General features: G+C 29.9%; 18 protein-coding genes. 4 read left to right on the forward strand and 14 right to left on the reverse strand.

The features are described 5' to 3' along the window. Positions 1-5: 5 nt before the first annotated feature. The 3 genes from pyrF to pyrB are packed head-to-tail and all read right to left on the reverse strand — an operon-like array spanning position 6 to position 2255. Positions 6-872, reverse strand: coding sequence for an orotidine-5'-phosphate decarboxylase (pyrF, locus tag CLFE_RS16840; protein ID WP_077894832.1), 867 nt, complete (start codon positions 870-872; stop codon positions 6-8). A gap of 19 nt (positions 873-891) precedes the next feature. Next, positions 892-1332: an aspartate carbamoyltransferase regulatory subunit gene (locus CLFE_RS16845; RefSeq protein ID WP_077833184.1), complete on the reverse strand. Its 441-nt coding sequence runs from the start codon at positions 1330-1332 to the stop codon at positions 892-894. After that, positions 1332-2255, reverse strand: a complete 924-nt coding sequence (gene pyrB / locus CLFE_RS16850; RefSeq protein ID WP_077894831.1) for an aspartate carbamoyltransferase — start codon at positions 2253-2255, stop codon at positions 1332-1334. The genes CLFE_RS16845 and pyrB overlap by 1 nt, the downstream gene beginning before the upstream one ends. A 302-nt stretch (positions 2256-2557) precedes the next feature. On the opposite strand from pyrB, the gene CLFE_RS16855 reads away from it, so the two are divergent. Next, positions 2558-3187 (forward strand): DedA family protein, encoded by a 630-nt coding sequence (locus CLFE_RS16855; RefSeq protein WP_077833182.1) that lies wholly within the window; start codon positions 2558-2560, stop codon positions 3185-3187. 33 nt (positions 3188-3220) lie between these two features. Here the strand turns inward: CLFE_RS16855 and CLFE_RS16860 are convergent, their stop codons facing one another. The 7 genes from CLFE_RS16860 to CLFE_RS16890 all read right to left on the reverse strand — a co-directional run bounded on the left by CLFE_RS16860 (position 3221) and on the right by CLFE_RS16890 (position 14166). After that, on the reverse strand, positions 3221-3970 hold the full coding sequence (locus CLFE_RS16860) for an EFR1 family ferrodoxin (protein WP_077894830.1): 750 nt from the start codon (positions 3968-3970) through the stop codon (positions 3221-3223). 129 nt (positions 3971-4099) lie between these two features. Then, complete coding sequence (locus CLFE_RS16865) at positions 4100-6190, reverse strand: glutamine synthetase III family protein (RefSeq protein WP_077894829.1); 2091 nt, start codon at positions 6188-6190, stop codon at positions 4100-4102. A 506-nt stretch (positions 6191-6696) separates the two neighbouring features. Beyond that, positions 6697-6882, reverse strand: coding sequence for a PspC domain-containing protein (locus CLFE_RS16870; RefSeq protein WP_077894828.1), 186 nt, complete (start codon positions 6880-6882; stop codon positions 6697-6699). 127 nt (positions 6883-7009) lie between these two features. Then, positions 7010-10444: a pyruvate carboxylase gene (locus CLFE_RS16875; protein ID WP_077833178.1), complete on the reverse strand. Its 3435-nt coding sequence runs from the start codon at positions 10442-10444 to the stop codon at positions 7010-7012. 204 nt (positions 10445-10648) lie between these two features. Next, positions 10649-11476, reverse strand: a complete 828-nt coding sequence (locus CLFE_RS24305) for a methyl-accepting chemotaxis protein (RefSeq protein ID WP_284738943.1) — start codon at positions 11474-11476, stop codon at positions 10649-10651. 186 nt (positions 11477-11662) lie between these two features. After that, positions 11663-13072 carry a cellulase family glycosylhydrolase gene (locus CLFE_RS16885; RefSeq protein ID WP_077894827.1) on the reverse strand — a complete coding sequence of 470 codons (1410 nt, stop codon included), beginning with the start codon at positions 13070-13072 and terminating at the stop codon, positions 11663-11665. A gap of 638 nt (positions 13073-13710) precedes the next feature. After that, entirely contained in the window at positions 13711-14166 is a 456-nt protein-coding gene (locus CLFE_RS16890) for a hypothetical protein (protein ID WP_077894826.1), read from the reverse strand. A 204-nt stretch (positions 14167-14370) separates the two neighbouring features. Here CLFE_RS16890 and CLFE_RS16895 point away from each other — a divergent pair, with 204 nt between their 5' ends. After that, the gene (locus CLFE_RS16895; RefSeq protein WP_169851007.1) at positions 14371-14913 is read left to right on the forward strand and encodes a YcxB family protein; all 543 of its coding nucleotides are present in this window, start codon (positions 14371-14373) and stop codon (positions 14911-14913) included. Positions 14914-14948: 35 nt separating this feature from the next. On the opposite strand, the gene CLFE_RS16900 is transcribed toward CLFE_RS16895, so the two are convergent. The 4 genes from CLFE_RS16900 to CLFE_RS16915 all read right to left on the reverse strand — a co-directional run bounded on the left by CLFE_RS16900 (position 14949) and on the right by CLFE_RS16915 (position 18762). Then, positions 14949-17093 (reverse strand): glycoside hydrolase domain-containing protein, encoded by a 2145-nt coding sequence (locus tag CLFE_RS16900; protein ID WP_077894824.1) that lies wholly within the window; start codon positions 17091-17093, stop codon positions 14949-14951. Between the two features lie 73 nt (positions 17094-17166). Next, positions 17167-17397: a BhlA/UviB family holin-like peptide gene (locus CLFE_RS16905; protein WP_077851863.1), complete on the reverse strand. Its 231-nt coding sequence runs from the start codon at positions 17395-17397 to the stop codon at positions 17167-17169. After that, positions 17387-17950, reverse strand: a complete 564-nt coding sequence (locus CLFE_RS16910) for a sigma-70 family RNA polymerase sigma factor (protein ID WP_077894823.1) — start codon at positions 17948-17950, stop codon at positions 17387-17389. Before CLFE_RS16910 ends, CLFE_RS16905 begins: the two co-directional genes overlap by 11 nt. A gap of 290 nt (positions 17951-18240) precedes the next feature. Continuing rightward, entirely contained in the window at positions 18241-18762 is a 522-nt protein-coding gene (locus CLFE_RS16915) for a hypothetical protein (RefSeq protein WP_077894822.1), read from the reverse strand. Positions 18763-19055: 293 nt separating this feature from the next. On the opposite strand from CLFE_RS16915, the gene CLFE_RS16920 reads away from it, so the two are divergent. Both CLFE_RS16920 and CLFE_RS16925 read left to right on the forward strand, forming a co-directional pair. Beyond that, a complete protein-coding gene (locus CLFE_RS16920) occupies positions 19056-19619 on the forward strand; it encodes a DUF3862 domain-containing protein (RefSeq protein ID WP_077894821.1) in 564 nt (187 codons plus the stop codon). A gap of 106 nt (positions 19620-19725) precedes the next feature. After that, positions 19726-19968, forward strand: a complete 243-nt coding sequence (locus tag CLFE_RS16925; RefSeq protein ID WP_077894820.1) for a helix-turn-helix domain-containing protein — start codon at positions 19726-19728, stop codon at positions 19966-19968. The last annotated feature ends 146 nt before the right edge of the window (positions 19969-20114 follow it).

Here is a 20114-nt window from a genome sequence, read left to right on the forward strand (position 1 = left end):
CCCCCTTAAGCTTCCAAACTTTTTCTTATAGCATCTCTCATGTCTATTGCAGCTTCTCTAGCACATTGATCAAATATTTTTGCTCCATTCTCTATTTTCTTATATGCAAGTAGTATACCTCTTGAAGAATTTACAACTCCACCATTTCCTTCTCTTAAATAAAGGCTTACTTCTTTTGCTGTACCACCCTGAGCTCCATAACCTGGTATTAAGAAAAACATATTTTTAAATTTATTTCTTATTTCAATTCCTTCTTCAACATGAGTACATCCTACAACTGCTCCTATTGATGAATATCCACTATTTCCTATTACCTTCTTACCTAAATCATATATTTTTTCTCCTACCTCATCATATACAGTACTGCCTCTTTCTGTTTTAATATACTGAATATCATATGCACCTTTATTAGAAGTTCTAAGAAGAATAAAAACGCCCTTCTCCTTTTTTTCAAGGTATGGCATATATGGCTCTATTCCATCTAACCCCATATAAGGATTTAAAGTAACAAAATCTGATTCAAAATCGCCTTCAAAATGTGCTTTTGCATACATTTCTGCCGTTTTTGCTATATCGCCTCTTTTTATATCTGCAATTATAACAGCCTTTTTTTCTCTCAAATATTCGAGAGTTCTTTTGTAGGCTAAAAGTCCCTTTAATCCATAAGCTTCATAATACGCTATTTGCACCTTATAACATGAAACCACATCAAATGTTGAATCTATTATCTTCTTATTAAAACCAAATATAGCATCTTCTATATTCACAAATTTCTTACTAAATTCCTCTGGCAGGTATGTAAAATCTGTATCTAGTCCAAGACAAACATGACCATTCTTGTTTACACTATCAAATAATCTATCTATAATCATATCTTTTCCCCACTTTAAATTAAATTTCTAAATCCTTTATTCCTTTGTATATTTCATCACAATATTCACACTTGTATTCACCTTTTTTTTCATCTACAAGTTTAAACTTATGAGTAACATATCCTTCAACTGAAGTTACACATCTAGGATTACGACATCTTATAATATTCTTAACTTCTTTAGGCAACTTTAGCTGTATCTTTTGCTTTATTTTTTCATCTTCGATTATATTTACAGTTATATTTGGATCTAAAAAACCAAGTACTGCAAGGTCCAAATCCATTAAATTTTCTATTTTTATCATGTCTTTGGCCTTATTTTTTTTACTTACTGCATTCATTATAAGAGCTGTTGGGAATTCTGCTTCACCAAGCTTTAAATAATTGTATATCTTTATTCCATGTCCTGCTTTTATGTGATCTATAACTATACCATTTTTTATACTATTAATTGTAAGCATTATAACACCCCCATTAACTTTGCCATAAGAGCCATTCTAACATACATTCCATTTTTAGCTTGTTTGAAATAATATGCTCTCTTATCATTATCCACTTCGTATGAAATCTCATTAACTCTAGGGAGCGGATGAAGTATTATCATATCATCCTTTGCACTTTTCAATTTATTTTCATTTAGTATATAGCTATCTTTAAGTCTTATATAATCTTCTTCATTGAAAAATCTTTCTTTTTGTACTCTAGTCATATAAAGTACATCTAACTCATCTATTACATCTTCAATTCTTTTAGCTTCTTTATATTCCACATTATTTTTATCAAGTATTTCCTTTTTTATGTATTCAGGAACTTTAAGCTCATCCGGAGAAATCAAAATTATTTTATTGTTATCATATCTAAACATTGCTTTTATAAGAGAATGGACTGTTCTTCCAAATTTCAAATCTCCACACATACCTATTGTTAAATTTGAAAGTCTTTTCTTTGTTCTTCTCATAGTTAAAAGATCTGTTAAGGTTTGAGTTGGATGTTGATGTCCACCATCACCTGCATTTATTACTGGAATTGTTGAATACATTGAAGCAACCTTTGGCGCACCCTCCTTTGGGTGTCTCATTGCTGCAATGTCTGCATAACAAGAAACTATTCTTATTGTATCTGCAATAGTTTCACCTTTTGACACAGAACTCGAATTTGGTTCTGAGAAACCAACAACTTGACCTCCAAGCCTTAACATTGCTGTTTCAAAACTAAACCTTGTTCTTGTACTAGGTTCATAAAATAGAGTGGCAAGTATCTTTCCTTCTGCTGCATGCATATATTCCTTTGGATTTGCTATTATATCATCTGCAAGCTTAAATATTTCTTCCAGTTCCTCCACAGTAAAATCCATTGGATCAATTAAACTTCTACCTTTTAACATAGTTAAACCCCCTTCTTAGTTTCTCCGAACTAAATTTAAAGGTAATTTTTACAAAACAAAAAACCTTCCTCACTTAAAGGAAGGTATAATACACCTATTACTAGTTTCCAGTACCTTCCTGGCCTCACAGGACCATAATTAAAGGTTATTTTATTCTGTGCCTATATTAACACTTTGGTTTTTATTTGTCAATACAGCTTACCTTTAAAAATGTAGTTTACAATAATTTAATTTTAGTATAACCCATTATATGATATAATTTTAATATATTTTAAATAAAAATATCGAAAGTAGTGATAATATTGGTTGAACACATTATCGACATTATAATTATTCTATTAGGAAAATTAGGCTACACCGGAACATTCTTTGGGATGTTATTTGAAAGTGCTTGTATACCAATTCCAAGTGAAGTAGTACTTCCTTTTGGAGGATTTTTAAGTTCAAGCAGTGCACCGGCTGGACAAAAATTAAACTTAATTTTAGTAGTTATATTTGCAACTATAGGCGGAACAGTAGGATCTATTCTAGCTTATGCTATAGGAGCTAAGGGCGGACGAATTCTCGTTTATAAATATGCCTCAAAACTTCACCTATCAAAAGAAAAAATACAAAAAAGTGAAGCTGTTTTTGATAAATATGGAGACAAAATAATCTTTTTATCAAGACTTTTACCTATAATAAGAACTTTCATTTCACTCCCTGCTGGAATTGCAAAGATGAATTTTTTCAAGTTTACCTTTTATACTTTTATAGGTTCTGCTATTTGGAGTACTATTTTAGTTTATGCTGGATTTGTTATGGGCAAAAATTGGGTTACTATTCGCTCTTATTTTCATATAGCAGACTATTTAATAGCTGGGATTATAATTATATTCATATTGTATAGAATTGTAGTATACATAAAGAAGAAGAAGAAAAAAACAATATAAAATAATGGTGCTTAAAAAAAGCACCATTATTTTTTACATTTGATTAAAATGCTTATTATTATACAAAAATGCATTTACAGGACACTTATGTACACATCTTAAACAAGAAATACATTTATCTTTAAATTTTATATTTTCCTGAAAAATTATATTGTTTGTTGGACACTCTTTTTCACATTTTTTACACTTTGTACACCTAGTATAATCAACTGTCAGCTTTTTTCTTGCCCACCTATTAAAATGCCTTAATGCAATGGGATATACGGCTTTAGATATAGTTGTTATTATATATGATTGCTTTTCTATATAACCTTCATCCTTTAAAAATTTATTAACTATATTTCGAACCTCAAGAATTGCCTCTTCTTTCATTTCTTTTTTTCTTTGTTCAGGTGTTTCTTTGAAAAAGCTATTAAAATAATAATTATTCGGCATAGGTATAGATCTTACAACCATTACATCGTACCCTTTACTCGAAAGCATTTTTGTAACCTGTCTTCCGCCATACCCAATATATGCTGCTTGGACTGATAATACAATACACCTTTTATTATCTACTATTGGCGCATTCTTCTTAAGCCAATTAGTAAATATTTCAGGGAAAACATACACATGTATAACTGAAGCAAAAACATAAAAATCATAGTCCTTAGATACTGTGTTATCTTTTGAAATATCTATCTTATCACATTCTATATTTTTCTCCCCAAACTCTTTAACTACTAAATTCACTACATTAAGAGTATTTCCTGTACCTGAAAAATAAATAATTGCACCTTTCATAAAATCCTCCATTATAATATATTTCTTATACTTTTATATATTATCATAATTTTTTCAAATAAAAAGTCACCCTAGAATAATTAAACTATTTTAGGGTGACTATATATGAATTTACAAGTTTAGGATTGTCTACACATTAAATAATAAATCTGAATAAGTTGGGAAAGGCCATGCTTTCTTATCAACTAATACTTCAAGAGCATCTGCTGCTTCTCTTAAATCTGACATTTTTTCGAATACATCAAATTTATAAGCATAAGCTTGATCATAAGCATCAGTAGTAGCTGCTGCCTTTTCAGTTGATGCTTTTAATTCACGAAGAGAAATATTTAGCTTAGCTGTAAGTCCTGAAATTTTAGTTATAAGTTCACTTTCAGTTGTAACATCTGCTGATGGAACTGCTGCCTTTATAGCATTCAATGAATTTGCTAACTCAGCTGTATATTTTATAACTGCTGGTACAATTTTCTTTGAAGCCATGTCTATCATTGTCAATGCTTCTATATTTATAGCTTTTGCATAATTTTCAAGAGCAACTTCATAACGTGATTCCAATTCTTCCTTAGTTAAAATTCCGAATTTCTCAAATACAGAAACATTTTTATCTGCTATTAATGCTTTTGTTGCTTCTACAGTTGTTTTTATATTTGGAAGACCTCTTTTTTCTGCTTCTTCAACCCATGCATCAGCGTATCCATTTCCATTAAATACAACCTTTTTGTGCTCTTTAACTATCTCTGTAAGAATTTTTTCAACTTCTGCATCTACATTACTTGCCTTTTCAAGTCTATCTGCTATTTCAGATAAAACATCTGCTACTATTGCATTTAGAACAGTATTAGGTTCTGCTACAGATTTTGAAGAAGGCGGCATTCTAAATTCAAACTTATTTCCTGTAAATGCAAATGGTGATGTTCTATTTCTATCAGTTGCATCCTTCTCTACAGTTGGAATTGTTGAAATAGCTAAATCTAATTTTGAATTTCCCTTAGTGCTTGTCGCAGATCCTTTTTCTAATTGTTCAAGGATATCTTCAAGTTGATCCCCAACAAATACTGATATTATTGCTGGTGGCGCTTCATTTGCACCTAAACGATGATCATTTCCTGCATTTGAAGCAGAAAATCTAAGTAAATCAGAATATTTATCAACAGCTTTTATAGTTGCTGTGAAGAATAATAGAAATTGTTTATTACTGTGAGGTGTATCAGTTGGATCAAGCAAATTAAGTCCATCATCTGTACCCATTGACCAGTTATTGTGTTTTCCAGAACCATTAATTCCTGCAAATGGTTTTTCATGAAGTAAGCAAACAAGACCATGTCTTAATGCAATTTTCTTTAAAACTTCCATTACAAGTTGGTTATTATCTGTTGCTAAATTTCCACTTGTATATATAGTAGCAATTTCATGTTGAGCTGGAGCAACTTCATTGTGCTTTGTTTTAGCTGTTATTCCAAGTGCCCATAACTCTTTATCAACATCTTTCATGAAAGCTGATACTCTCTCTTTAAGAACACCAAAATAGTGATCATCTAATTCTTGTCCCTTTGGAGATGGTGCTCCAAATAATGTTCTTCCTGTAAATATAAGATCTTCTCTTTCATCATAAGATTTTTTGTCAACTATAAAATACTCCTGCTCAGGTCCAACATTAGGGAAAACTTTTTGGGAAGTAGTATTACCAAGACATCTTAAAACACGTATAGCCTCTTTTGATAAAGCATCAACAGAACGAAGAAGAGGTCCTTTTGTATCTAATACTTCTCCTGTATATGAACAAAATACTGTAGGAATGCAAAGTGTATTATCTTTTACAAACGCTGGTGAAGTACAATCCCATATAGTGTATCCTCTAGCGCTGCAAGTAGCTCTAAGTCCTCCTGAAGGGAAAGAAGATGCATCTGGTTCTCCTTTGATTAATTCTTTACCTGAGAACTTAAGGATTACTTTTCCTGGACCTTCTGGGTCTATGAAAGCATCATGTTTTTCTGCAGTTAAACCTGTCAATGGTTGGAACCAATGAGTGAAGTGTGTAGCTCCTTTTTCTATTGCCCATTCTTTCATTACTTTTGCTATTTCATCAGCAATGGACACATCTAATGGCTCACCTTTATCTATAGTATTCTTTAAAGCTTTATATGTTGGTTTTGTAAGACGTTCCTTCATAACAGCATCATTAAATACATTTTCACCAAACATCTTGTCTATTCTTTCCATTTTTAATCCCCTTTCAAATCTTATGTACTATGTATTTCGTTTTTTCCTAACAATAATATTATAATAATGCAATTATCAAAAATATGCAACATAAAATAGAATTTTTTTAATTTTATTTGCTTATTGTTTACTATTTATTTTATGAAAACGTTTGCTATTTTTTTATATCAATTTTTAAAATGTAATTTGTAATTTTTTTCATATTAATATGATAATTAATAATATTTATTTTTGATAATTTAAAAAATAAGATATCTATTTTTTGATAAATATCAATAGTTTTTTAGGGACTGATTTTTCTCAATATTCAAAATTTTATTTATATATTAATTAAATTCTTAAGACAACAGCGTTTATTACTATTTCAACTAAAAATAAAAAAAGCGTTTTATAAATCTTATATATTTTTTCTAATACCATTCTATTCTATACCCGAATATTTTGATAAAATTATTTATCTATTTAGAAAAATATATAAATTTCAAACGCTTTATCTTCTATAAATTTTAATATAAATCATTTGGCATTACTATTGCACATATTATATATGCTAATATTCCTGTACCAAAAACAAATACAAGTATCAACCACAAAATCCTTACTATGGTAGGATCTATATCAAGATATTCTCCTATTCCTCCACATACACCACAAATTTTCTTGTTCCTAGACAAACATAGCTTTTTATTCATATAAATTAGTCCCCCATAAAATAAATTCTTAAAACTTTTCAATTATAATCTATGATTTAAATCAAGCAATTTTACAATATATACAAAAAGCAATTAGTTACTAATTGCTTTTTGTATATTAATTATTTTAATCCAATCTAACTAACAGCTGTCCAGACTGTACTTGATCTCCTTCTTTAACTAAAACACTACTTATAGTTCCATCCTCACTAGCTGATACGTTGGTTTCCATTTTCATGGCCTCTATTATCATGAAGCTTTCACCTTTTTTTATTTTATCACCAGGTTTAACAAATACCTTAATTACGTTTCCAGGGATACTTGCTCCTACCTCTTTTTTATTGTCAGCGTCTGCCATAACCACTTCTTCAATTGCCTCAGCCTTAACACTGCTTATCTTATCTTTAATCTTAATTTCTCTCCTGTTACCGTTTATTTCAAATACTACTGTTCTATTTCCGTACTTATCAATTTTACCCACATGCAAAAGCTGAACTACTAAAGTCTTTCCTTCTGCTATTTCAAGCTCAGATATTTCTCCCTCGGAAAGACCATGGAAAAATACATCACTACCTATCTTACTTAAGTCACCGTATTCATTCTTGTACTTTAAATAACCCTCAAATACATCAGGATATAAAGCATAACTTATAACGTCTTTATCTGTAGGTTGAATTTTATCTTTTTCCTTAAGATGAATTCTTATTTTCTCAAAATCTTCATCTGGTAAAAGTTCTCCTGGTCTACCTGTAATAGCTTCTTGATCTTTAAGAACAATTCTTTGAAGCTCTTTTGGGAATCCACCCTTAGGCTGACCCATCATTCCCTTAAAATACGAAACTACAGAATCAGGGAATGGCATACTTTTACCTTTTTCAAGAATATTTTTAGGTGTCAATTCATTTTGAACCATAAATATAGCCAAATCTCCTACCATTTTAGAAGAAGGTGTAACCTTTACTATATCTCCTAGCATAATGTTTACTTCTCTATACATTTCTTTAACTTGCTCAAATCTATGTCCTAATCCAAAACTTTCAACTTGAGGTTTTAAATTTGAATACTGTCCACCTGGTATTTCATACTTATATATTTCAGCTGAGACTGCCTTAAGTCCAGATTCAAATTGATTATATACAGGTCTAACTGCACTCCAATAATCAGATATTTTTTGAAGATCACCTATACTCATTTTTGTGTCCCTGTCTGTATTCTTAAGTGCCGCAACCACTGAATTAAGTGCCGGCTGACTTGTTAAACCAGACATACTGTTAAATGCAGTATCAGCTATATCAACACCTGCATGTGCAGCCATTAATACCGTTGCTACACCATTTCCAGTTGTATCATGCGTATGCAAATGAATAGGAATTGATATTTCATTTTTAAGTGCCCTTATAAGTTTAAGAGCCGCATAAGGTTTAAGAAGCGCTGACATATCCTTTATTCCAAGAATGTGTGCTCCTGATTTTTCTATTTCCTTTGCAAGATTCACATAATAATTAAGGGTATATTTATCTCTATTTGTATCAAGTATATCACCTGTATAACACATACAAGCTTCTGCTACCTTACCTTGATTCAACACTTCATATATAGCAACTTCCATTCCTTTTAACCAGTTCAACGAGTCAAATATTCTAAATACATCTATTCCAGAATTACTCGACTGCTTTATAAATTCCTTTATAACATTATCAGGATAATTTTTATATCCTACTGCATTGGCTCCCCTTAAAAGCATTTGAAATAATACATTAGGCACTCTCTTTCTAAGTCTCTCTAATCTCTCCCATGGGGATTCCTTCAAAAATCTATATGCAGTATCAAAAGTTGCTCCTCCCCACATTTCCATTGAAAATAAATCCTTTGCTAGTACTGATTGAGCCCTTGCTATCTTAACCATGTCAACTGTTCTAAGTCTAGTTGCCATTAGCGACTGATGTGCATCTCTCATTGTTGTATCTGTAAGAAGCAATTTATCTTGATCTTTTATCCATTCAACAAGTCCTTTAGGTCCCTTTTCATCAAGTATTTGTTTAGTTCCTCTTAAAGGTTCCTTAACTTCGTACTTAGGTACTGTAGGAACATCAAATTCAATCTTACTAGCATGAGATTCATTTACAATTTTTTCTCCCAAAAATTTAAGAACTCTAAGCTCTGTATCTATCCTAGGTGTTATTTCAAAAAGTTCAGGATTATTTGCTATAAAATTTGTATCACATAATCCTTTTTTAAACGTTTCATGATTTAATACATTTATAAGAAAATCTACATTAGTTTTTACACCCGATATATATGTTTCCTTTATAGCACGTATTGCCTTTCTTATAGCATCCTCAAAGGTTCTAGACCATGAAGTAGATTTAACAAGTAGGCTATCGAAATACGGACTTATTACAGCACCTGTAAATCCATTTCCTCCATCAAGTCTTATTCCAAAACCAGAGCCTGTTCTGTAAACATCAATTCTACCAGTATCCGGTGCAAAGCTATTTGATGGATCCTCTGTTGTTATTCTACATTGTATGGCACATCCGTTTACATGTATATCTTCTTGACTATTGATACCAATCTCTGGCGAATTAAGCTTATATCCCTCTGCTATTAATATTTGACTTTGTACTATATCTATACCTGTAACCATTTCAGTTATAGTATGTTCAACCTGCACTCTAGGGTTCATTTCTATAAAGTAATGATTTCCGTGCTTATCTAGTAAAAATTCCAATGTTCCTGCATTTCTATACCCTATTGATCTTGCAATTTTAAGTGCATCTTCACAAATTTCAAGTCTCTTTTCTTCAGAAATAGCTACAGCTGGTGTTATTTCTATAACTTTTTGATGTCTTCTTTGAACTGAACAATCTCTTTCATATAAATGAACAATATTGCCATATTTATCTCCAAGTATTTGAACTTCAATATGCTTTGGTCCTTCAAGATACTTTTCTATAAATATATCCTCTATTCCAAAAGCTTTTTTAGCTTCACTTTTCGCACTTTTACATGCAGCTATTAAATCTTCCTCTTTTTCAACTATTCTCATGCCTCTTCCGCCGCCACCTGCTGCTGCTTTAACCATAACAGGATATCCGCAGCTCTTAGCGAATTTTATGGCTTCTTCTTCTGTCTCTATTGGTTTTTCAACTCCAGGTATAGTTTTTACACCTGCTTCTTTAGCTGCTAACTTTGAGTTTATTTTATCTCCAAGTTTATCCATCATGTCTCCAGTTGGACCTATAAATTCTATACCTGCTTCAGCACATCTCCTTGAGAACTCTGAGTTTTCAGATAAGAATCCATATCCTGGATGTATAGCGTCTACCCCTTTTTTTAACGCTAAATTAATGATTTCATCAATATTTAAATATGCATCTACCGGACCTTTATTTTGTCCTATAAGATAAGATTCGTCAGCCTTTGTTCTAAATAACGCCAATTTATCTTCTTCTGAATATATAGCAACAGTTCTTATACCAAGTTCGTGGCAAGCTCTAAAAATTCTTATTGCTATTTCTCCTCTATTTGCCACCAATACTCTTTTAAATTTTTTAACCACTGTTTTGCCCCCTTGTTAAAAATAAATTTGTATATGATTAATTATATATAAGCGTCAAAATTATTTCAAATAAATTTTCACTTTAATAACATATTATTTTATTTTTCTATTATATATATCAAAAAACAAAATAAGCTATCTTATATAAAAAATTATCATCTCAGAATAATTTTTTATATAAATAGCTTACCAACTTTATGTATTTTAATCCTCTTTTGAAAGCTTAACTAGATCCGTAGCCCTATTCGCAATAATATCAATAGTTTTAGATATTTCATTTGTAGAGGTATACTGACTATTAGAAATTTGCTTTACCTCTTTAACATCCTTAAGCACTTCACTGACAGTCTTATTAATTTTCATTAGAGCCCTAGATACCTCTTCTGATGTTTCTTTACTCTGAGACGCAAGTTTTCTCATTTCTTCAGCAACAACAGAAAATCCTCTTCCATCATTTCCAGCTCTTGCAGCTTCTATTGCTGCATTTAACCCAAGTAAATTTGATTGAGCAGCAATTCCTTGAATTAATTCAATTGCCTTTTTTCCTTCAAGTACACTTTGTTCCGCTGCTGTGGCACTACTTCCAATAGCAGCTACCATACCATCTAATTCTTTAGCACCTGCTGCAATCTCTTGTATAGATGCATTGGTCTCTTCAATTGATGCTGTAAGTTCCTCTGATGCACCTTCTATTTCACTTAATTTTTCAACACTTTGTACTATACTACAAAATCCTACAACATTACCATTATCACCTATAATAGGGCTAACTACAGATTTAACTGTAATTTTTCCAATTTTTTTAGGAATAACTTTAACCACAGCTGCTCTTTTCCTCAATACTTCATCCAATAATTCCTTATGTCCTAATTCTACCATAGAGTCGCCAATATTATATGGAATTTTAGTCTTATCACCTTGAAGAATTGCAAGATAGTTATTCCTATCCGATATAGCTATTGCTATGTCTTGCCCTAAATAAGCTTTAAATAAAGGCAATATTTTTATTAACTCTTCTAAAGTTTCATCCATTATTAATTTCCCCCTCATATCCACTTTTATTTTACCACCACTTTGTATTATACCATATTATATTATTTTTTTGTACATTTTTACATTTTTTTTAATACAAGTATCCTCTTACATTTTACATCAGTAACAAAAATTCCTAGACAGCTTTTAGCCATTTAGGAATTTCCAAACCACATATTATTATGCTTATTGTAAAGCTACTTTACCCTCTATATATTGTCTCAAAAGCATAAGATCTCTGCCATTTATAGTTCCATCTTTATTTAGGTCTGCTTCCTTTGTATCTATAGTTACATTCTTACCTGCTATATATTGAGTTAATATCATAACATCTCTTCCGTTTACTACACCATCATTATTTACATCCCCTGATAGCACACCGGTACCCATAACACTCATTATGGCATCAACAATCTCTTGTTGGGTTATAGTACATTTAGCTCTATCAAATATTCCACATCCATGAACTCCATTAGCTCCATTATCCCAGTACACAGGTACACAACTATATTTTTTTGCTGCCGTGCATACTGCTTTTGCAAATGCTGCACGGTATACATTATTATTAGGATCTACGTTTGATTTATCTGTTGCAGAATATTCACCAATTACAACAGGATAACCTTGAGCAACAAATTTATCATACATAGCTTTAAATTGTGAATCCAAATAATCTTCTTGTCCCCAAGTTGATTTCTTTGAACTATCAGCAGCATCTTTTCCCCACTGAGTTATTAGACTAGATTCATCTCCGCAGAAATCCCAAGGTGAATAGTAGTGAACTGATATCATAATTCTTTTTTCTGAACTTGGAATATCAGTTGATTTATAGTTATCTGTTGGAAGCTCAAAGCCATAATCTCCAGCTGTATAGTCAATATTAGTATTCCAACCAGGAATCAAAAGCCATCTTGAAGCATTATTCCCACCTGTCTGTCTAACTGTATCAACAAATATTTGATTATAAGCATTTATATTGTTATAGTATGTTCTATTAGGTGATGAATAGTTTCCATCAAATTCTTCATTCATTGACTCAAAAATAACATGTTCATCATAGTTTTCAAAAGTACTTGCAATTTGCTTCCAAACCTTTTGATATTTGTCTCTAATAGTTGTTTGATCACTAGAATCACAAAATAGCCATGCTCCCGGAATTGTATGATAACCATCACTATGCATATTAATTATGGTATACAAACCTTCACTATTGGCATAATCAACTACTTCTTTTATTCTAGCTAACCATGTTGGATCAACAGTATAGTTTGGTGCACTCCCTATCTTGCTTAAATAACCTACAGGAATACGAATAGTTTTAAAACCTGCTTTCTTTACCTCTTGAATAAGAGCTTTTGTTATTACAGGATTTCCCCAATTAGTTTCACCTGGTGTCTGATTAAGGATAGCTTCTAATTGATTTCCTAAGTTCCATCCAGCACCCATTGATGTAACAATTTGATTGTTATTTAATTGATTAAATTTAGCTGATGTAGTAGTATCTGCATGAACTGAACTTTTGAACCCCAAACTTGCTGTCATTAACATTGCAATTGTAGTTGCACAAAAACACTTAAAAAACTTACCCTTTGACATAAAATTATCCCTCCCTGTCATAATTTCAAATGTACCATTTAAAAAAATCTTCCAATTATAATGATATAATAATTTACTTTATTAAGTAAAATTCTCTATTATATGAAAATAGCTTAAATTAAAAATATATTTTTTACATATCACATTTTTTTATTATGATTCCTTGCCTTATAGAGTATTGCTTATAATTATTAGTAAATATATAAATTTATTTATCATCAACTCAACATTCTTTATCTATTATTTGATTTGCACTTACTAAAAAAGGCTGATGCGTTTAAATGCATCAGCCAAAGTTATATCACTCTAAAAAGCTCCTCCAGTAAAATATGTTTTTAAGCCATAGGATTTATCTATATTATATAAATAAAAAAAGGCTGATATAAATATCAACCTTACGTAATGCCTTTATTTAGTTATATTTTGGTGCACCCAGAGGGAATCGAACCCCCGACCTTCAGATTCGATGCAATGACTTTTATAAATTTTCATATCTTTTATAGAATGGCTTTATATAAGGTTTTGTAACATATAAGCTTTTACAGGTTTTTATACTTATTTAAAACTTATGTGGGAAAAGTGTGGGAAAAATATTATAAGCTCCAACTTTCTATTTTTAGTTGGAGCTTATATTTAATCTAAAGTAAACTTTTTATCTCATCAATAAAATTTTCAATATTATTATCAGAATACATTCCATGATTTATATGTTTCAATTCTCTTGTCAACTCACATAGAAAATATACATTCTCATAATGTAATCCCTTTCCTATTTCATATGTAAAATATCTAATATCATTTTCTTTATTAAATCCTATACCTATATATAAAGCTTCTCTCTCTTCTTTTGCTTCTGGTACTTTTATTATAATAAGGGATTTAGTCTTATTTATATTCAAATTATCAATTTCAAGACTTGGAGAATCACTTCTTATAAAACTTTTTTCTAGCTCTATATTTTTCCATGATTCCTTTAAACTTTTAACAAATTCCTTTTTATCTTCTAAAACTCTTTTTATAATTACATCCCCAAACTTAAACAAAGAATTTGGTAAAAACTCATGTGAAAATTTATAATATTCTTCCCTGTACATTATCTTCAGCACCCCTCTTATTTTACCTCAAACATACGTTCTGATTTAATTTTATACTTTAATAAGAGTGGTGTCAATAATAAGCATATCAATGAATTTATTGACACATATGTATTTGGTTGATAGTATAGTATTATATAAACAAATATAAAATTTTATATTCTAAATAACATTTATTATATGTATTTTGAAAGGAGAATTGCTATGGAAATAAATTACCAAATTTCAAAAGAAGAATTGATAAACTTTCATATTTCACATTTTAGAGAAACAAAAATTTACAAAAAAGCAATGACTAAACAATTTATACTAGTAACACTTATTATAATTTTAACAACTATACTTTTCCAAAAGTTATACTTATTTGCACTTTTAATACTCTTATGTGTTGTTTTATCATTATCAAGAAAAAAAAGACTATCTTTTTTACTTAGAAAAAAATTAAATAAAGTTTTTTTATCTACTAAATATACTGATTATTTTAAAAGTACTAAAATAACTTTAACTGAAAATGGCTTACACGTAGAAACTAATCTTTCTGAAAAAGACTACAAATGGCAAACTATAAAAATAATCAGTTTAATAGATAATTATATTTTTATTATAACCGCATCTAACGACGAATTTCTAATTCCAAGTAATTCATTTAAAGACAACAATGATAAAGACAAATTTTTGAACGCATTAACTAAAAATACCAATTTAGCGATAAGTTATAAATATCCTATTGATACTAAATACCAATAGAATATTTAGTATCAATAGAATATACTTAACTACAGTTATTTAGTAGAGTAATAAATGAAAGCTATTGCCCAACTTATTGCTGCACCTACTTCTTCAAATACTGCAAAAGCAGATGTAACAATGGCTGTGACAATACCAGCTACAGCATCAGCCTCTGCTGTAATAATCACTAACGCTACTATACCTATCACAATTAAAGGCAATAATACTGGATGTTCTTCTGAAAATGCCTTAACTTCACTTAAAGCACTTTCAGCTGCTTGAACTATTGAAGCACCTGTATCACTTATATCCCATGACAATTCAATATTCAAATCTTCTGTTATTTTTACTGTCTGTTTAGTGCCTATTTCTGTACTTATTTCTGCTTCTGTTTCTGTTTCAATTGTTATTGTTAGTGAATTTCTTGTACAAGCAGCTTCAATTGATAATTCAGTATTGTTATTTATTTTAGCTAATAACGTTGACAATTCAACTGCACCATTTGATCCTAGCCCTGCTGAAATAGTTTCAAATGCTGTTTGGAATGTAGCCTCTTCAAATTTTCCATTTTTAAACTTTATTTTGTTAGAATCACTTCCCATGGTTTTTCCAAGTGAATACTCTAATTCAGCTTTAACAACAGGTGAATTTATTAATGTTATTGGATCACCTGCTATATCAAATGTTACTCCAAAAAACTTAGCTAACCCAGAATTATTTGCTGCCGCTACTAAATCACTCTGTATATTAGTATTAACTCTACTAACCCCTGTATCTCTTCCAGAATATACATCTGTATCAATTGATATCTGACCTGCACCACTACCAATTGTAATAGTATTTATTTGATCAAATGACCAATCAGATGGAATTTTAAAACCTAAATTTCCGCTAAAACCACTTGACATATCGCACACAAAACTATGAGTAGAAAGTCCAGCGGCAGCTACACGACTACAAACATTTCGAGGTCCATAAATTCCTACTGAATAATTTGTTCCATTGTTGGAAAGTGTATAGTTGATAGCCTGAAAATATGGAATAATAGAATTTGTAATATCTGTATCTAACGCATCATAATCAACAGCAAAATATATTGTAGTACCATCATTAAAGCCAAGTCTTAATGCTGCATCACTAGCTAAACTAGCATCAATTGATCCTTGCATTGATGAGAAGTAAAGAGCATTAGCTCCATATTCAAATATTGGTAGTAGTTTCAAACCACTTGAGAAAATGGTTTGCAATTCTGATGATGTCATTGCATATTTACCAGTAAGATATCTTCCAACTATTTGATATCCATTTGCTTTGAGTGTTGCTGCTTTTTCAGATGTTATTGTTGTTGAGCAATCGCAAACTGAACATTTTCTGTTCTTATCTCCATAACTTACTAAAAGTGATGCCCATGTTTGAGGTCCTGCATAACCATCTGCTGATAAGCCTACAAAAGATTGAAAATTTGCTACCGCATTTTTAACACCATTACCATATAATCCATCAAATCCATTTGGATTATATCCATTACAATATAATGCATACTGCAGCAATAAAACGAATCTTTTTGTAGCTCTACTTCCTGGAATTGTTGGACATGCATTCTTTGTATTATCTCCCCAAAAACCATCAGTTGAGAGACCTTCTTCATGTTGAAGTGCCTTTATTAATGCTACATTAGTAGATCTTGAGTATACTCCATCAGAAGGTATCAAACCAATTATACTACTATAATCACGATTAAGATTTTGTTGTATAGTTCTGATATTTGAGTCTCCTCCAGAAATTAGTACATACGGATCTGTATTTAATATTGCTTTAAAAATCATAGGTGTTGTTATTCCATCTTGATTTGTTAGTCCAGCATCAGATTGGAATTTTTCAATAGCATACATAACAGTACTATCATATACACCACTAAGACTACCTGCATTATACCCCTTACAATATAAAGCACCGTGAAGAATATATACTTCATTTTTAGTACCACTTGTACTTGACAATATTGGACATGCTGACATTGTAGCTGGTCCAAAAACTCCATCTGGCGATGAAATTCCAATTTCAATCTGAAGAGCTTTTATTAATGCTGCTACAGTTGTACCACCTGTTATACCATCCTCTTTTATTGCACTATAATTTGAATTGCCCCCGTAAGTCGTATTTAACCATTTTTGAACTTCTAAAACCGCTTGATCCATAAAATATTACCTCTTTTCTAATTTTTTATTTACATATAATACAGAGAAATTTCTCCTTACAATGTAAACCTCATTATATTATTTTTTTTATATTTTCTTTTAGTTCATTAATATCTTTTTTTATATTTTCTAATGTTTTAAATTCTTTTGTAAGTGTAAAAATGATCTTTTCGTAGTTTTTTTCTCTTAGTTCTTGTCTTATATCCCTTTTTTCTTGTGCTTTTATAATATAAAATATTAAAGCTATAGAAAGACTTGCCCAAATACCTTGTGATGCTGCCAATTTCAACAAACTATTTTCCAATAAAATCAACTCCATCATTTAATAACATTTCCTTTAAACTTTTTAAAGCTCTGAGTTTCGTCCTATTTATAGCTTGTCTAGATACTTTTAAATTTTTCGCTATTTGATCTTCTGATAAATCAAGAAAATATATGCTAATTATAATATATCGTTGATATGCTGAAATTTTATTTAATAGCTCCTTAAGTATGATTCGATTATTTATAAATTCTGATGTATCTACATTATCGTTTTCTAACATTGTATTTAAGTATAATCCAGTTTCATTATCAGATAACTTTATTAATTTTTTCAATAATTTTACATACAAATGCTTCATTGAAATGTTTATATATCCAACTATATATTTCTCCTCATCAAACTTAATACTTTTATCAACAGGCATATCTCCTATAATTTCCATGAATCCTATTATCAAATCTTCTCTTGCATCATCATATGATAACTTATTGCTGTATTTTTTAATCAAAGGCATAAATTTTTGTATCATCAGCAACATACAATCTTTATCTCCATTTTTTGATTGTATAATTATATTTTTCAAACTATCCAACCTAATACCCCCTTTTTTGTTATTAATATATAAAAAGACAAATAAAGGGATATTAGCAATCCTATTTAGTTAAATATATGATAAAATTAGTTTTTTAATTTTATATTAAACATTTATTCGCCTAAAACAAATATTTAATTATATTTTAAGCATAATTTAACTTCTACAATTCACACACATTATATATAAAATTAAAAAAGATGATCTCTGCTTAACACAGAAATCATCTTTTTAATTACAACTACTTTATTTTAATACTAAAAGTTACATTAATATAATAAAATTTATTTTTACCAATTTCCCCTAACTAAAGGTCTATCATCACGAACAGCTCCTGCTATTCCAGTATCAACATACCCTATGTTATTTGGTGCATAACAAAAACCATTTGTAAAAAATGCATATACTCTTAGCCTATCTGTATGACCGGGCATTGCATCACATCCAATATTAGCATCACAATATACTCGATTTCCTTCATGCAAGTTTATTGCTGCAACTCCGTTAGCTGCATACAATGTAGTGTCACCAGTTATTGTATAAATAAGGCTATTATTATCTCCAGTAAACAATGGTCTTTCATGCCAATAAGCAAAATCATATTCTCCTACTCCCTTTTTTATATCAGCGTAGCCTCTTACCCATCCATTATGTCCCCTAAAATCAATAATATGTCCTGAAGTACCATAATTATAATCATAACCTATATCAACAAAATTCTCACCATAATTTAAAGTTCCAACCTCGACATGACTGTCATGACTTTCATATACTGATAATCCCATTACACCTGTATAAATTGAAAATTGCATTAACAAAACACTCCTTCATTTATAATTTTTATAAGTAATCTAGTGTATTTTAATCCTGCATACTAACCACATCACCATCTTTCTTGATTTTTTATTGTTAATAAACTATATTACATCATATAAAAAGAATAAATCACATAAATTGTAAACCCTTGATTTTATAATTTTAACAACGTAAAAAACATCAAATATTATGTTCAAGTAAAAATACATTGAAATAAAAGATCTAATATGGTATCATATTGTAAATATATTATATTCAATGAAATATATAGAAAAAGGGGGTTACTATTATGAAAAAGAGAATAATTATAATTTTATTTTTTGTACTTATTATTTTATGTTCATTTTTGTATTTTACATTTAAACCAAATACAAATAATAATAATAGCAAAAAACCTAAAATAAATCATACTCAATCTAAGACTAAAAAGTACACCTTAACTCAATTTATGAAAATAAGAGATGGCATGAATTACAATGAAGTAAAATCTATTTTAGGAAGCAATGGTAAAGACCTTGGAGCACATTATCCTTCACAATCTTATGAATGGTCAAATGACACGCAAAATAATATTTGGGTAGAGTTTCATAACGGAAAAATACTTCAAAAACAACATAGTCTTAAAAATACTAACATGGACGCAAAAGTAACTCAAAATGATTTTAATAAAATTACAATTGGTATGACATATAATAATGTAGTAAAGATTTTAGGACAAGGCGAACTTTTTATAGAACGTTATGATAGTAGTCATGGACAATCCTATGCATGGATTAATCATGATGGCAGTGTTCTTAGTGTCGTATTTCAAAATGGAAAAGTTACAGGAAAAAGTAATAAAGGTTTGAATTAATTATAATGTAAACTCAACTCTCTCTATGATGAATATCATCATAGATTTTTTTAATTAACCACAAAAATTTTATTTATAATTTATCTTTCTTAAAGGAGTACTAATATTGATTAATGAGTTTTTAAAATTAGAAACTGAAACTTTCGGAGAATACATAAAAAGAATAAGACTACTAAGAGGCTATTCTCAACGTGAACTTGCGACCTTAAGCTCTTTGAGTAGCGGTACAATTTATAGAATTGAGAATGGAGAAAACTACCCAGAATCATATATCGTAATTAATTTAGCTGAAGCTTTAAAACTGGATAAAGATACTTTATTAGTTGAAGCTGGATACATTAATATATAAAATTGGAGAGTGTAAAATTCTTTCTGTAAAATAACTTTCTATGGTAAGTTTTAAAAGACAAGATTGTCAAAAGTGACTTTCTATCTTGTTTTAAATATACATTCTAAAAATATGTATGTCAAGAACGCCTTTAAAAACAGGCGTTT

The sequence above is a fragment of the Clostridium felsineum DSM 794 genome, assembly GCF_002006355.2.
In the GTDB taxonomy this organism is placed as follows: Bacteria; Bacillota; Clostridia; order Clostridiales; family Clostridiaceae; genus Clostridium_S; species Clostridium_S felsineum.

Coding starts and splice junctions, on each gene's coding strand:
- CLFE_RS16920 (WP_077894821.1), top strand. CDS start 19,056: ATGAAAAAGAGAATAATTATAATTTTATTTTTTGTACTTATTATTTTA.
- CLFE_RS16895 (WP_169851007.1), top strand. CDS start 14,371: ATGGAAATAAATTACCAAATTTCAAAAGAAGAATTGATAAACTTTCAT.
- CLFE_RS16900 (WP_077894824.1), bottom strand. CDS start 17,093: ATGGATCAAGCGGTTTTAGAAGTTCAAAAATGGTTAAATACGACTTAC.
- CLFE_RS16865 (WP_077894829.1), bottom strand. CDS start 6,190: ATGGAAAGAATAGACAAGATGTTTGGTGAAAATGTATTTAATGATGCT.
- pyrF (WP_077894832.1), bottom strand. CDS start 872: ATGATTATAGATAGATTATTTGATAGTGTAAACAAGAATGGTCATGTT.
- CLFE_RS24305 (WP_284738943.1), bottom strand. CDS start 11,476: ATGGATGAAACTTTAGAAGAGTTAATAAAAATATTGCCTTTATTTAAA.
- pyrB (WP_077894831.1), bottom strand. CDS start 2,255: ATGTTAAAAGGTAGAAGTTTAATTGATCCAATGGATTTTACTGTGGAG.
- CLFE_RS16870 (WP_077894828.1), bottom strand. CDS start 6,882: ATGAATAAAAAGCTATGTTTGTCTAGGAACAAGAAAATTTGTGGTGTA.
- CLFE_RS16890 (WP_077894826.1), bottom strand. CDS start 14,166: ATGTACAGGGAAGAATATTATAAATTTTCACATGAGTTTTTACCAAAT.
- CLFE_RS16860 (WP_077894830.1), bottom strand. CDS start 3,970: ATGAAAGGTGCAATTATTTATTTTTCAGGTACAGGAAATACTCTTAAT.
- CLFE_RS16915 (WP_077894822.1), bottom strand. CDS start 18,762: ATGCAATTTTCAATTTATACAGGTGTAATGGGATTATCAGTATATGAA.
- CLFE_RS16885 (WP_077894827.1), bottom strand. CDS start 13,072: ATGTCAAAGGGTAAGTTTTTTAAGTGTTTTTGTGCAACTACAATTGCA.
- CLFE_RS16845 (WP_077833184.1), bottom strand. CDS start 1,332: ATGCTTACAATTAATAGTATAAAAAATGGTATAGTTATAGATCACATA.